At 71.1% G+C, this 13,006-nt stretch carries 10 protein-coding genes; 2 read left to right on the top strand and 8 right to left on the bottom strand.

The features are described 5' to 3' along the window. Nucleotides 1–26 precede the first annotated feature (26 nt). The gene (locus J2X26_RS17125) at nucleotides 27–1,673 is read right to left on the bottom strand and encodes a glycosyl hydrolase family 18 protein (RefSeq protein ID WP_307493914.1); all 1,647 of its coding nucleotides are present in this window, start codon (nucleotides 1,671–1,673) and stop codon (nucleotides 27–29) included. Between the two features lie 361 nt (nucleotides 1,674–2,034). On the opposite strand from J2X26_RS17125, the gene J2X26_RS17120 reads away from it, so the two are divergent. Then, nucleotides 2,035–2,274, top strand: coding sequence for a hypothetical protein (locus tag J2X26_RS17120; protein WP_307493913.1), 240 nt, complete (start codon nucleotides 2,035–2,037; stop codon nucleotides 2,272–2,274). On the opposite strand, the gene narI is transcribed toward J2X26_RS17120, so the two are convergent. Genes narI through J2X26_RS17095 form a run of 5 tightly spaced genes read right to left on the bottom strand, consistent with a single transcriptional unit; the run spans nucleotide 2,271 to nucleotide 10,187 of the window. After that, the gene (gene narI / locus J2X26_RS17115) at nucleotides 2,271–3,014 is read right to left on the bottom strand and encodes a respiratory nitrate reductase subunit gamma (protein WP_307493912.1); all 744 of its coding nucleotides are present in this window, start codon (nucleotides 3,012–3,014) and stop codon (nucleotides 2,271–2,273) included. The two genes, J2X26_RS17120 and narI, sit on opposite strands and share 4 nt — an antisense overlap. Then, complete coding sequence (narJ, locus tag J2X26_RS17110) at nucleotides 3,011–3,619, bottom strand: nitrate reductase molybdenum cofactor assembly chaperone (protein ID WP_307493911.1); 609 nt, start codon at nucleotides 3,617–3,619, stop codon at nucleotides 3,011–3,013. The genes narI and narJ overlap by 4 nt, the downstream gene beginning before the upstream one ends. Continuing rightward, nucleotides 3,616–5,277, bottom strand: coding sequence for a nitrate reductase subunit beta (gene narH / locus J2X26_RS17105; protein ID WP_307493910.1), 1,662 nt, complete (start codon nucleotides 5,275–5,277; stop codon nucleotides 3,616–3,618). The genes narJ and narH overlap by 4 nt, the downstream gene beginning before the upstream one ends. Next, nucleotides 5,277–8,969, bottom strand: a complete 3,693-nt coding sequence (locus J2X26_RS17100) for a nitrate reductase subunit alpha (RefSeq protein WP_307493909.1) — start codon at nucleotides 8,967–8,969, stop codon at nucleotides 5,277–5,279. The genes narH and J2X26_RS17100 overlap by 1 nt, the downstream gene beginning before the upstream one ends. 9 nt (nucleotides 8,970–8,978) lie before the next feature. Further along, nucleotides 8,979–10,187 carry an MFS transporter gene (locus tag J2X26_RS17095; RefSeq protein WP_307493908.1) on the bottom strand — a complete coding sequence of 403 codons (1,209 nt, stop codon included), beginning with the start codon at nucleotides 10,185–10,187 and terminating at the stop codon, nucleotides 8,979–8,981. A 120-nt stretch (nucleotides 10,188–10,307) separates the two neighbouring features. On the opposite strand from J2X26_RS17095, the gene J2X26_RS17090 reads away from it, so the two are divergent. Further along, on the top strand, nucleotides 10,308–11,018 hold the full coding sequence (locus J2X26_RS17090; RefSeq protein ID WP_307493907.1) for a rhomboid-like protein: 711 nt from the start codon (nucleotides 10,308–10,310) through the stop codon (nucleotides 11,016–11,018). On the opposite strand, the gene J2X26_RS17085 is transcribed toward J2X26_RS17090, so the two are convergent. Both J2X26_RS17085 and J2X26_RS17080 read right to left on the bottom strand, forming a co-directional pair. Further along, nucleotides 11,015–11,725 (bottom strand): FHA domain-containing protein, encoded by a 711-nt coding sequence (locus J2X26_RS17085; RefSeq protein WP_307493906.1) that lies wholly within the window; start codon nucleotides 11,723–11,725, stop codon nucleotides 11,015–11,017. The genes J2X26_RS17090 and J2X26_RS17085 overlap by 4 nt on opposite strands. Beyond that, a complete protein-coding gene (locus J2X26_RS17080) occupies nucleotides 11,722–12,999 on the bottom strand; it encodes a vWA domain-containing protein (protein WP_307493905.1) in 1,278 nt (425 codons plus the stop codon). The genes J2X26_RS17085 and J2X26_RS17080 overlap by 4 nt, the downstream gene beginning before the upstream one ends. Between the last annotated feature and the right edge of the window lie 7 nt (nucleotides 13,000–13,006).

Raw genomic sequence — 13,006 nt, 5'->3', positions numbered from 1 at the left:
CAGCGGCCGGGCGTCAGCGTGGTGGCCTACCTCAGGCCGTTGGACAGCGCGCTGATCAGCTCGCCGTTCGACGTGTCACCGGACAGCTCCCAGAAGAAGGCGCCGCCGAGACCCTTGTTCTTGGCCCACGTCGTCTTGCCGGCCAGGGTGCTGGGGGTGTCGTAGCTCCACCACTCCGAGCCGCACTTCGCGTACGCGGTGCCGCCGACGGTGCCCGTGGCGGGGCACTTGGTCTTGAGCACCTTGTAGTCCTCGATGCCGGCCTCGTAGGTGCCCGGAGCGGCGCCCGTCGCCGAGCCTCCGGGGGCCGTCTGCGTGACCCCGGTCCAGCCACGGCCGTAGAAGCCGACGCCGAGCAGGATCTTGTTGGCCGGGATGCCCTTGCCGATGAGCTTGTCGACGGCCGCCTCGGTGTTGAAGCCCGCCTGCGGGATGCCCGCGTAGGACGTCAGCGGTGAGTGCGGCGCCGTCGGACCCGTCGGGTTGAACGCCCCGAAGTAGTCGTAGGACATCGGCATGATCCAGTCGAGCTTCTGCGCCCCGGCGGCGTAGTCGGCGGCGTCGATCTTGCCGCCGTTGCTGCCGTCAGCCGTGATGGCCGCTGTGATCAGCTTGCTGCTGCCGAACTTGTTGCGCAGCGCCGTGATCACGTTGTTGAACGACTGGGGACCGCTCGAGTCGCACGACAGGCCGCACGCGTTCGGGTACTCCCAGTCGATGTCGATGCCGTCGAAGAGACCGGCCCAGCGGGAGTCGTTGAGCAGGTTGTAGCAGGAGGTGGCGAACGCGGTCGGGTTGGCCGCCGCCTGCGTGAAGCCGGACGACCAGGTCCAGCCGCCGAACGACCAGATGACCTTGAGGCCGGGGTTCATGGCCTTGAGCTTCTTCAGCTGGTTGAAGTTGCCGCGCAGCGGCTGGTCCCACGTGTCGGCGACGCCGTCGACGGAGTCAGCCGCGGTGTACGCCTTGTCGTAGGCCGCGTAGGAGTCACCGATCGAGCACTGGCCGCCGGTGGTGTTGCCGAACGCGTAGAGGATGTGGGTCAGCTTCGATGCCGAGCCGCTCGTCTGGATGTTCTTCACGTGGTAGTTGCGGCCGTACACGCCCCACTCGGCGAAGTAGCCGACGAGCTTCTTGCCACCCGGGGGCGGCGGCGTCGTCGTGGTCGGCGTCGGGGTGGGCGTCGGGGTGGGCGTCGGTGTCGGCGTGGTGGTCGGCGTGCTGGTGGGGGTCCCACCGGTACAGGCCACGCCGTTGATGCTGCAGGTGGTCGGGGTCTTGAAGGGACCCGTCGCGACGTAGCCCCACGTGAACGAGGCCCCGGGCGCGAGCGAGCCGGCCCAGCTCTTGTTCTTCGCCGTGTAGTGGTTCCCGGCCCGGGTGACGTCGGCGTCCCACGAGCTGCTGATGGTGTCCCCGGCGGGGAGGTCGAACTCGATGGTCCAGCCGTTCACGGGCGCGGAGCCGGAGTTGGTCACCTTCACGTTGACCTGGTGACCGGTGCCCCAGTCGCCGGCGGAGGTGAAGGTGGCGCCGATCGTGCCTGCTGCGAACGCCGGCTGGGTCACGACCAGTCCGGCGAGCAGCGTCATCACCGCGGCGAGCGCCGTGGTGATCAGGACGGGACGTCGTCGTCCCGTCGGGGTCGAGCTGGAGTGTCGGGCGAAAGCCATCGTGCGGTTCCCCTGTCCATCGTCGGAGCGTCGAATATGTAAGGAGTGTGTACTAATGGTTCACAGCGACGCTAACAACCGTCACAGGGTGAAGTCAACGGGTCGGCTCGGAGAACTTCCGTCGTCTTCCGCGGTACAGAGCCGACGGAAAGCGCAGTCTGTGACCTGCGTGGACGCGCTGCCACGGCGCCGTCGAAAGGGCTCCGAAAAGCACCCGGAAAGGCCTCCGTCACGGGGCCGAGAAATGTATGTGGCCGACGTCGACGCGCTCTTTGTCGGTAGTGCTCGCGCGTGTCGTCCCGGTCGTGTGGGTGGTGGCGAGCAGCATGGGGAGCGCACGGACACGAAGGAGGTCGGGGACATGACCGTCGTCGATCAGCACCAGGCAGGGCCGCCTCAGACCGAGGCGCAGATCCGCCGCGAGGTCGCGGGCGCCACGTGGTTCCAGCTCGCGTCCGCCACCAGCAAGGCGCACCACGCCGTCGACGACGCGCTGCGCGGGCACGACGACGTCGCCCTGCTGCAGGCGCTGAACCGGCACGCGGTCCTCGAGCGCGTGCTGGCCGAGGCGACGGACCGCCTGCACCCGCCGAGGGACTAGCGCCGCACCCGGTCGTCCGACGGCGACCAGCCGGGTCGCGCGGCCCGGCTCCCCGTGCGGTCGGACCGGCTCCGGTAGACCACGTACGGGCGCCACAGGTAGAAGATCGGCACGCTCAGCACGTGCACCAGCCGCGTGAACGGCCACAGCGCGAACAGCAGCATGGCGACCATCGCGTGCGCCTGGAACCCGAACGGCGCGTCGACCATCAGCTCGGGCTTCGGCTGGAACAGGAAGATGCCGCGGAACCACTCGGACACCCCGGTCCGGTAGTCGTACTCGCCGTTGAGGTTGAGCACCGAGCCGGCCACCGTGTTCCAGACGCCCAGCAGGATCACCAGTGCGAGGAACAGGTACATGACCTTGTCCATCCGCGTGGTCGCGCTGAACACCGGCCCGACCGTGCGACGCCGGTAGATCAGGAGCGTGAGGCCGACGAGGGTGCAGAAGCCCGCCACGGCCCCGATCGTCACCGCCATGACGTGGTACAGCTCCTCGGAGATCCCGACGGCGGACGTCCAGCTCTCCGGGATGCCCAGACCCATCACGTGCCCGAAGAACACCGCCAGGATGCCGAAGTGGAACAGCGGGCTCCCCCACCGCAGCAGCCGGCTCTCGTACAGCTGCGACGAGCGCGTGGTCCAGCCGAACTTGTCGTACCGGTACCGCCACACGTGGCCGAGCACGAAGAACGCCAGGCACACGTAGGGGATGACCACCCAGAGCAGGACGCCGCTCATCGCGGGGCCGCCGCCATCGCTCCGTAGGGTTCGAGGCCGACCTGCTCCCCCGGGGGGCCCTCCGCCGCCAGCCGAGCCACGGCCTCGCGCTCGTCGCCACGCAGCGCAGGGAGCGTCGAGCAGACGGCGGTCAGCGCACCGGCCCACGGAGAGCCGCGGTCGACCAGCGCGAGCCGGAGCAGCTCCAGGCCTGCGCGGTGCTCCAGCAGCAGCCGGGTGCCCGCCTCGACGTCTGCGGTGGCGCTGAACTCCAGCACGACGCACAGGTGGTCGGGTAGCTCCTCGGGGCTGACCTCCAGGCCCGCCGACCGGTACGCCCGCTTGAACGCGAGCAGCGCCATCCCCCGCTCCCGGGTGTCGCCGTACGCGTAGTAGGTCAGGTACAGGCAGACCTTGCGACGCAGGTCGAACGTGTCGACGTACTCGGCGGTCAGTGCGGTGAGCGGGGTCGTGCCCAGGTGGTCGAACAGGGGGTCGAACGCCGGTGTCGGCGCGGCGGCGCGCAGGTCGGGCACCTGGGTCACCAGCTCGCTCGTCGGGTACTCCAGCAGGAGCGCGGCGATCCGATGGGTGAGAGCTCGGGTACGGGCGTCGTCGCGCTTCACGACGGGTCCTTCCGCTCGGGGAACAGTCCGGGCGGCGGGGAGCCCTTGCCGTCCCAGTTGAGCAGGTTCACGCGGCCGCCCTGGCCCCCGGAGGGCGTGACCTCGTCGGCCGTCTGCCGGTCCTTCAGCGCCAGGAAGTTCTCCACCGCCAGCGGGGTGTTCGACCCCGACCCCTCTCCGAACGGTCCCGAGCCGCCCATGCCCGGGCCGCCCTCGTAGTCGAGGCTGCACTCGGTGGCGATCTCCTCCAGGCCGTGGGCGGCCTCCGCGTGCGCTGCTGGGATGACGTACCGCTCGTCGTACTTGGCGATGGCCAGCAGCCGGTACATGTCGAGCATGTCCTGCTCGCTCATGCCGACGGCGGCGGGGATCGACGGGTCGGCGTCGCGACCCATCGAGATGTCCCGCATGTAGGACCGCATCGCCGCGAGCTTCTTGAGCACGCCCGTGACCGGGACGGTGTCGCCCGCCGTGAACAGCTCCGCGAGGTACTCGACCGGGATGCGGAGCTGGTCGATGGCGGCGAACAGGTTGCCCTTGCCCTCGGCGTCCTCGCCCGTCTCCGCGACCGCGTCCACCACGGGCGACAACGGTGGGATGTACCAGACCATCGGCATCGTCCGGTACTCCGGGTGCAGCGGCAGCGCCACCTTGTACGTGCTGATCAGGGACCAGATCGGGGAGCGTTGCGCGGCCTCGATCCAGTCGCGCGGGATGCCGGCCCGCTCGGCCTCCCGCACGACGGCAGGGTCGTGCGGGTCGCAGAACACCCCGCGCTGGGCCTCCAGCAGGTCGTGCTCGTCGGTCACCGACGCGGCCGCCAGCACCTTGTCGGCGTCGTAGAGCACGAGGCCCAGGTACCGCAGTCGACCGACGCACGTCTCGGAGCACACCGTCGGCAGGCCCACCTCGATGCGCGGGAAGCAGAACGTGCACTTCTCCGCCTTGCCGGTGCGGTGGTTGAAGTAGACCTTCTTGTACGGGCACCCGGTCACGCACTTGCGCCACCCCTTGCACTGGTCCTGGTCGACCAGCACGATCCCGTCCTCGGCCCGCTTGTAGATGGCCCCCGACGGGCACGACGCGGCGCAGGACGGGTTGAGGCAGTGCTCGCAGATGCGGGGCAGGTAGAACATGAACGTCTGCTCGAACTCGAGCTTGATCCTCGTGGAGACCCTCGCCAGGATCGGGTCGCTGACCGCCGTCGCGGCGCTGCCGCCCAGGTCGTCGTCCCAGTTGGCGCTCCACCCGATCTGCATGGGCTCGCCGCTGATCAGGGAACGTGGCCGCGCCACCGGGGTGTGCTCCTGCAGCGGCGCCGTGGTCAGCGTCTCGTAGTCGTACGTCCACGGCTCGTAGTAGTCGTCGAGGGACGGCATCTTCGGGCTGACGAAGATCGTCGCCAGGTTCTTCAGCCGGCCGCCCGCCTTGAGCTTGAGCCGGCCGCGCTTGTTCAGCGTCCACCCGCCCTGCCAGCGCTCCTGGTCCTGGTACGTGCGCGGGTACCCCTGCCCGGGACGCGTCTCCACGTTGTTGAACCAGACGTACTCGGTGCCGGCCCGGTTGGTCCACGCCTGCTTGCACGTCACCGAGCAGGTGTGGCACCCGATGCACTTGTCGAGGTTCATCACCATCGACATCTGCGCCATGATCCGCATCAGTACTGCACCTCCTGCGAGCGTCGGCGGATCACGGTGACCTCGTCCCGCTGGTTGCCTGTCGGGCCGAGGTAGTTGAACGCGAAGGTCAGCTGCGCGTAGCCCCCGATGAGGTGGCTGGGTTTCATGAGGATGCGGGTCAGCGAGTTGTGGATGCCTCCCCGCTTCCCGGACGTCTCCGAGCGGGGCACGTCGATGAGCCGGTCCTGCGCGTGGTGCATGTAGACCGTCCCCTCGGGCATCCGGTGGGAGACGATCGCGCGGGCGACGACGACGCCGTTGCGGTTGACCGCCTCGATCCAGTCGTTGTCCGTGACGCCGATCGTGTCGGCGTCCTTCTGGCTCATCCAGATGCCCGGTCCACCGCGGGACAGGCTCAGCATCAGCAGGTTGTCCTGGTACTCCGAGTGGATCGACCACTTGTTGTGCGGGGTCAGGTACCGCACCGCGATGCCGAGCTCGCCGTTCGTCCCGATCTGCGGCTCCCCGAACAGGGCCGCCATGTTCAGGGGTGGTCGGAACACCGGCAGGTTCTCCCCCAGCTCGGTCATCCAGTCGTGGTCGAGGAAGAAGTGCTGCCGGCCCGTCAGGGTGTGCCAGGGCTTGAGGCGTTCGACGTTGATGGTGAACGGCGAGTACCGCCGGCCCCCGGACTCCGAGCCCGACCACTCGGGGGACGTGATGACCGGCGTCGGCGCCGCCTGCGTGTCCGCGAACGTGACCTGCTTGCCCTCGTGCTCGGCCGCCAGGTCGGCCAGCTTCCGCCCTGTGCGCTTCTCCAGCGTGTGGAACCCCTCGGTGGCCAGGTGCCCGTTGGTGGTGCCCGACAGCGCGAGGATCGCCTCGCAGACGTGCACGTCCCGCTGCAGCGACGGCCGCCCGTCGCCCGCGCCCCCGCGGACCAGCCCGTTCTTGTGGCCGAGATAGTCGATGGGCTTCGTCAGGTCGAACGTGATGCCCTTGGTGGTGGCGCCCAGCGACGACGCGAGCGGCCCGAGGGCGCCCAGCTTGTCCGCGACCGCCGGGTAGTCCCGCTCGACGACCACCAGCTTCGGCATCGTCACGCCCGGCACCGGGTCGCACTCGCCCGCCCTCCAGTCGCGCACGATCCCCGACGGCGTCGCCATCGCGTCCGGGGTGTCGTGCGTCAGGGGCACCGCGACCAGGTCCTGACGGACCCCGAGGTGCGTCGCGGCCTGCGCGCTGAACGCCCGCGCGATCTCGTGGAACGCGTCGAAGTCGGTGCGGGTCTGCCACGGCGGCGAGATCGCCGGGTTGAACGAGTGCACGAACGGGTGCATGTCGGTGCTGCTCAGGTCGTACTTCTCGTACCAGGTCGCCGCCGGCAGGACCACGTCGCTGAACACCGTGGTCGACGTCATCCGGAAGTCGAGCGTCAGCAGCAGGTCGAGCTTCCCCCGTGGCGCCTCGTCCCTCCAGACGACGTCCCGGGGCCGGTGCTCGGGCGGCGCCTCCTGCGCCCGCAGCGACGAGTCCGTGCCCAGCAGGTGCTCGAGGAAGTACTCGTTGCCCTTGGCGGAGCTGCCCAGCAGGTTGGAGCGCCAGATGGTCAGCACGCGCGGGAAGTTCTCCGGGGCGTCCGGGTCCTCCCCCGCGAACCGCAGCGACCCGTCCTGCAGCGCCGCCGGCACGTACTCCCCCGCGGGGGTGCCCGAGGCGGCAACGTCGTCGGCGAGCGTCAGCGGGTTGCGGTCGAAGGTGGGGTAGCTCGGCATCCAGCCGAGGCGGGCGGACTGCGCGAGCACGTCCGCGGTGGTCATGCCGGCCCACAGCCCGCCGGCCTTGCTCGCCGCGAGCGCGTCCGCGCCGAAGTGGTCGTACCGGAACTGGTCGGTGTGCAGGTACCAGTAGGCGGTCTGGATCATGTTGCGCGGCGGTCGGGACCAGTCCAGGGCGTTGGCGTACAGGCCGTACCCGGTGATCGGGCGGACCTTCTCCTGGCCGACGTAGTGCGCCCAGCCGCCGCCGTTGACGCCCTGCGTCCCGCACAGCGTGGTGAGCGTGAGGAACGCGCGGTAGATGGTGTCGGCGTGGAACCAGTGGTTGGTGCCGGCGCCCATGAGGATCATGGACCGGCCCTTCGACTCCTCTGCGTTGGCGGCGAACTCGCGGCCGATCTTCTCCGCCTTGGCGGCAGGCACCCCGGTGATCTCCTCCTGCCAGGCGGGGGTGCACGGGGACGACGCGTCGTCGTACCCGCTGGGCCAGGTGCCGGGCAGCCCCGGGCGGCCGACGCCGTACTGCGCGAGCAGCAGGTCGAACACCGTGGTGACGGTGCGCCCGGCCACCTGCCGCGTCGGGACCCCGCGCACGATGCTCCCGGCGGACCCGTCGACCGCGTCGAATCGCGGCAGCGTGACGGCCGCCGTCCCGGACCCGGCGCCCGCGGCGCTCAGCTGCGGCGACACCGACGCGAGGTGGAGGTTCCAGCGCCCCTCGCCCTGCGCGCCGAACCGGAAGCCGAGCGAGCCGTTGGGCACCTCCGGCTCCCCGGTCGTCTCGTCGAGCAGGACCGTCTTGAACTGCGCGTTCTCCGACGTCTCCCCCAGGTCCGCTGCAGTCAGGAACTTGCCGGGCACGAACCCGTCACCGTCCGGCTCCAGAGCGACGAGGAACGGGAGGTCCGTGTACTGCTTCACGTACCGGTCGAAGTACGGCGTGCTGCGCTCGACGAAGAACTCGCGCAGGATCACGTGGCCCATCGCCATCGCGAGCGCACCGTCGGTGCCGGGCGCCGGGGCCAGCCACTCGTCCGCGAACTTCACGTTGTCGGCGTAGTCCGGGGACACCGCGACGACCTTCTGCCCCCGGTACCGCGCCTCGACCATCCAGTGCGCGTCCGGGGTGCGGGTCACGGGCACGTTCGAGCCCCACATGATCAGGTACCCGGCGTCCCACCAGTCGCCCGACTCCGGCACGTCCGTCTGGTCGCCGAACACCTGCGGCGAGGCGACCGGCAGGTCCGCGTACCAGTCGTAGAACGAGAGCATCGGGGCGCCCAGCAGGGCGTAGAACCGGGCGCCGACCCCGTGCGACACCATCGACATCGCGGGGATCGGAGAGAACCCCGCGATCCGGTCCGGGCCGTGCTCCTTGATCGTGTGCACGTGCGCCGCCGCGACCATCTCGACGGCCTCGGCCCACGACGCCCGCACCAGCCCGCCCTTGCCGCGCGCCGCCTTGTACCGGGCGGACCGGACGGGATCGCCGACGACGTCCGCCCACGCCAGCACGGGGTCGCCGAGTCGCGCCTTGGCCTCGCGGTACATCTCCAGCAGCAGACCGCGCACGTACGGGTACCGGACCCGCGTCGGGGAGTACGTGTACCAGGAGAAGGCGGCTCCGCGCGGGCAGCCCCGCGGCTCGTACTCCGGGCGGTCCGGGCCGGTCGACGGGTAGTCCGTCTGCTGGGCCTCCCACGTGATGATGCCGTCCTTGACGAACACCTTCCACGAGCAGGATCCCGTGCAGTTCACGCCGTGGGTGGACCGCACCACCTTGTCGTGGCTCCACCGGTCCCGGTAGAACGTGTCCGCGTCGCGGCCGCCGATCTGGTGCAGGGTGCGCAGGTCCGCCGACACCTCGTTCTTCTGCAGGAAGCGCCGCGTCCGCAGCAGCGCCTCGACGACCCCCTCGTCCAGGCCCGGCCGGCGTCCCTGCTCGATCGTCATGGTGGCTCCTCAGGCGGTAGAGACCTCGGCGGCACGTGCGAGGGCGGCCCGACGGACCGGTCCCCAGGTGAACAAGGCGACGCCCAGCGCGCTCGCGGCGAGCAGCACGTACCCGAGGCTGTAGTCGCCGACCTGGTCGTAGACGGCCCCCATGACCAGCGGCGGGAAGAAGCCGCCCAGGCCACCGGCGGCTCCGACGATGCCCGTGACGGCCCCGACCTTGTCCGCGGGGGCGACCTGCGCGACCAGCGCGAACACTGCGCCCGAGGACGCACCGAGCGCTGCAGCCAGGCCGAGGAACGCGATCGTCGCGCCGGGCACCAGCGGAAGCTCGAGCGCGGCGAGCAGGGCCAGGACCGCCGCGGCGACGAACGCCACCATGAGCACCGGGACCGGGCCGACCTTGTCGGAGAGCGTCCCCCCGACTGGTCGCATCGCCACGGCCAGCACGACGAACCCGGCGGTGCGGGCCGCGGCGTCGCTCGCGCTGAGATCGTACGCGTTCACCAGGTACGTGGGCAGGTAGACGCTGAACGCGACGAACCCGCCGAAGCCCATCGCGTACAGCAGCGAGAGCTGGCCGGTCGCGGGGATGCGGGCCGTCGCCCACGTCCGCGCCAGGAACGAGCCCTGCGGGGTCGGACGGCCCGGCTTGTCCCGCAGCAGCAGCGCAGCGACCACCGCGTACACGGCCAGCACGCACGCGACGAGCACGAACGGGGCCTCGGGCCCGTACGTGTCCGTGATCCGTACCGTCGTGAACGCGGAGATCGCCGTGCCGCCCATGCCGAGCCCGAAGATGCCGAGCGCCGTCCCGCGCCGCTCGGGCGCGAACCACGCGTTGACCGCCGGCACCCCGATGGCGAACGCCGTGCCGCCGAGCCCGAGGAAGAAGCCGCCCACCAGCATCGCCGGGTAGGTGTCCGCCACGAACCCGATGAACAGCACGGGCACGATGGTCAGCAGCGTGACCGCGGGGAACATCGTCCGCGCGCCGATCCGGTCCGTCAGGGCGCCCACGGGGATCCGGCCCAGCGACCCGACGATCACCGGCACCGCGACCAGGACCGACTGCTGGACCCCGGTCAGGCCGAGCGCCTTCCCGTAGGAGCCGCCGAGCGGGCTGATCAGCGCCCACGCCCAGAAGTTGACCAGGAAGCCGATCGTGGAGACCACAAGCACCCGCACCGCGGTGCGTCCGTCGGTCTGCTCAGCCACGAGACCCCCCGAGGCCGGTCCGGCGGCGATGCGCGGACCTGGCGCTCTTCGGAAGTTAGCACCGGCGCACCGGCGGTGGCGATCACCGTGGCGACGCGGCACGGCGCTAGCGTGACCGGCATGACCGACGGGCGGCCCGCGCCGAGCAGACGAGGCACGGGCGAGACCGTCCGCGCGGTCCTCCGGGACGTCGGCCGGACCGTCGCGCACGCCGACCTCGCCATCGCGTACTGCGCGACCGTCACCGTGGTGACCCTCGTCGTGATGCTCCAGCCCGAGGAGCGCACCGCCGAGATCCTGGCCCGCGTCAGCGCCAACCTCGACAACCTCCGGGCCGAGCCGCTCGTGTCGATGCTCGGCAGCGCGTTCGTCGTCGAGAGCATCTGGGGCCTCGCGCTGGTGGTGCAGCTCCTGGTGGTGCTGGCGTACCTCCAGCGGTTCGTCGGCCGGCTCGCGTCCGTGGTGGTGGGGCTCGCCGGTCACGTCGGCGCGGGGCTCGTGGTCGCCGCCGGCCTGGCCACGGGGATCTTCCACGGGTTCGTCGACGAGAGCGTCGCGGCGGCCACCGACGTCGGCGTGAGCTATGTGATGGCCGCGGCGATGGGGTTCCTCGTGCTCGCGGTGCCGCCGCGCTGGCGGTGGTGGTACCTGGGCGCGACGGCGGTCTACTGGCTGCTGCCGGGTGCGATCATGCGGACGTTCACCGACGCCGGCCACGCGAGCGCGCTGACCATCGGGCTGCTGCTGGCGCTCGTCGCCGCCCGCGCGGTCGCCGCCGACCACCGCGCACGCGCGCACGGCGAGAGCGGCATCGAGACCGGATCGGTCTAGACCTCCCCGGGGAGCGCCGTCCGGATCACGATGCGCGTCCACGCCCCCACGTACAGCCGGTCGCCGTCCTCGATCTCGCGGCGCTGGCCGGCGGGGATCGGGGTGGTGGGCAGCGGGTCGCCCGCGCGGCTGACGTACGTGCCGTTGGCGGACTGCAGGTCCTCCACCCACCAGCGCTGACCGTCGGTGTTGAGCTGGCAGTGCCGGCGGGAGACGCCCGAGTCCGACCCGCAGTCGACCGCGGGGTGGATGTTGCGGGACGCCGACGGGCGGCCGACGAGCACGCTGCGCTCCCGCAGCGGGACCAGCCCCGGCAGCCCCGCCGACGGCATGGGGTCCTCGGCCTTCTGCACCGCGTACCAGTCGGGGTCGATCCAGATCTCGGCGACCCACGAGTCCTCGCCTTCAGGGGCGGGGGTGGGCAAGGCCGCCGGGGCCTCGACAGCCGGCGTCGGGGTGCTCACCGGGGCCGGTGCTGCGATCGGGGCCGGCGCGGTCCCCGTCGTGAAGTCGTAGCCGCAGACCTCGCAGAACAGCGCGAGCGAGGAGGCGGGCGCCCCGCAGTGCGGGCACGTCGTCGCCGTTCCCGACGGGGCAGCGGGCGCGGGCGCCTCCACGACGACGGCCGCCTCGATGGGTGAGCCGCAGACGTCGCAGTAGTCGGTCGAGGTCGAGGGGTGACCGTTGGGGCAGGTGACGGTGCTCACCGGCGAACCCGGGTGGTCTTGGTCGAGGCCGTGTCGAGCGCCATCTCGTCGAGCTTGTCGGTGTTTCGCTTGAGCCGGACCGTGCCCTGTTCCTCGTCGTCGATCTCGACCACGCGCCGCAGGCGGGAGGTGGCCTCCTCGTTGCCGGTCTCGGCGGCCAGCTGCACCGCCCGGCCCAGCTTCACGGTCGCCGTGGCCTCGTCGCCGGACGCCTTGGCGGCCAGCCCCTCCTGGATGACCGACGCCAGCTCGGCCTGGCCCGTGTAGTGCGCGACCTCGGGGTTGATGCGGGCAGTCAGCGAGCTGTCGTCGGACCAGCGCGCCTTGACCAGCCCGGAGGCCAGCACGTCGCCCCCGACCGCGATCTGCACGCGCGCCGCCAGCTGCTCCGAGCCCACCGGCTTGGACGCCACCCGGACGGCCACGTGGTAGTCGCGGGACTCGTCACCCCACGCCCCGGTCGGGTACGCGCCGGTCAGGGCGTTCACCTCGGTGCGGCGCGCCGTGAGGTCCTCGACGGTCGGTGCGACCCGGCGCACGAAGAGCACCTGCGCACCCTGCGGCGCCCAGACGCGCAGCTCGGCGTCGGCGACGCCCTTGGACATGGACTCGTTGACCAGCGCCTTGAAGTCCGCCGCGATGTCCGCCGGGTTGCGGATCAGGTCCACAGTGCCCAGCAGCGCGGTCGCGATCTCGCGCAGCTCGGCCACCTCCCAGCTGGAGCCGACGCCGCGCGCGTCGCACTGGAAGTGCCCGGTGACGGCGCTGATCGCCGACGACAGCTCCCCGCGCGGCTCCGACTCGTTGCGCCCGTCGGTGAGCAGGATCGCGTGCTTCTGGGCCACCTGCGGCACCTCGGCGAAGATCGCGTCCGCCAGCCGCAGCCAGGTGCTCATCGCCGTGCCGCCGGAGGGCCGCATGTACGAGATGGCGCGCTTGGCCTCCTCGCGGGCGCCCGGCTCCATCTGCACGATCGCGACCGGCGCGTTCGGGTACGGGAAGGCACGGTTGGCCACGTGGCTGCCGCCGATGACCGCGAACCAGGTGCCGTCGGCGATCTGGTCGACGGCCACCTGCGCCGCGTACTTGGCGGCGTCCATGTTCGGGCCGCTCATCGACCCCGAGGTGTCGATGATGACGAGCTCCGCGATACCCCCGCTGCTCGTCGCGGCGGTCCCCGCGCCGGAGCTCGTCACCGTGACGATCGCGTGCACGTCCGTGGCACCGTCGGAGAGGAACTCGTTCTGGAACACCTCGGTGCGGAAGTCGGCCACTGTGGCT

This window comes from Cellulomonas humilata (assembly GCF_030814415.1).
GTDB classification, from domain to species: domain Bacteria; phylum Actinomycetota; class Actinomycetes; order Actinomycetales; family Cellulomonadaceae; genus Cellulomonas; species Cellulomonas humilata_A.
This window is presented reverse-complemented; position numbering and strand designations above follow the sequence as displayed.

Excerpts from the sequence above, each read along its gene's own strand:
- J2X26_RS17090 (WP_307493907.1), top strand. The coding sequence starts at position 10,308 with ATGACCGACGGGCGGCCCGCGCCGAGCAGACGAGGCACGGGCGAGACC.
- J2X26_RS17120 (WP_307493913.1), top strand. The coding sequence starts at position 2,035 with ATGACCGTCGTCGATCAGCACCAGGCAGGGCCGCCTCAGACCGAGGCG.
- narH (WP_307493910.1), bottom strand. The coding sequence starts at position 5,277 with ATGCGGATCATGGCGCAGATGTCGATGGTGATGAACCTCGACAAGTGC.
- J2X26_RS17100 (WP_307493909.1), bottom strand. The coding sequence starts at position 8,969 with ATGACGATCGAGCAGGGACGCCGGCCGGGCCTGGACGAGGGGGTCGTC.
- narI (WP_307493912.1), bottom strand. The coding sequence starts at position 3,014 with ATGAGCGGCGTCCTGCTCTGGGTGGTCATCCCCTACGTGTGCCTGGCG.
- J2X26_RS17125 (WP_307493914.1), bottom strand. The coding sequence starts at position 1,673 with ATGGCTTTCGCCCGACACTCCAGCTCGACCCCGACGGGACGACGACGT.